Here is a 408-nt window from a genome sequence, read left to right on the forward strand (position 1 = left end):
CCGTCGGCGACAAGCCGTCCCTGCGGTTCGAGGTGAAGCAGGCTGGCGTCGCGCCGCTTTATCCCATCACCGAGACGCCGGCTCCGATGGCCGGCAAGACCTATGTGAAGGTCGCGTTCTCCGGGAAGGGCGCCTACGACGACGTCAACAAGCCCTTCCTCGACTTCCAGAAGGACCTGGTCCAGGGCGGCGCGCGGGGTGGCGCCTTTGTGAAGGACGACACCACCTTCGCCAACGTGATCCGCGGCCGCGGCCAGCCGGTGCCCCCGCCCACGAACCTCGGCCACTTCCACGTGGACTACAACGAGTTCTGGTTCGTGATGGAGGGCCAGATCGACTACCAGATCGAAGGCGTGCCCTTCTTCAGCGCCCAGCAGGGCGACATCGTCTACGCACCGCAGGGCCGCT

1 protein-coding gene is annotated in these 408 nt (G+C 66.4%); it reads left to right on the forward strand.

The annotated features are described in order from the left end of the window. A partial coding sequence (locus tag DJ017_RS20600; RefSeq protein ID WP_193540016.1) for a cupin domain-containing protein occupies positions 1-408 on the forward strand: 408 nt, incomplete at both ends.

The organism is Phenylobacterium soli, from assembly GCF_003254475.1.
Taxonomy (GTDB): Bacteria; Pseudomonadota; Alphaproteobacteria; order Caulobacterales; family Caulobacteraceae; genus Phenylobacterium; species Phenylobacterium soli.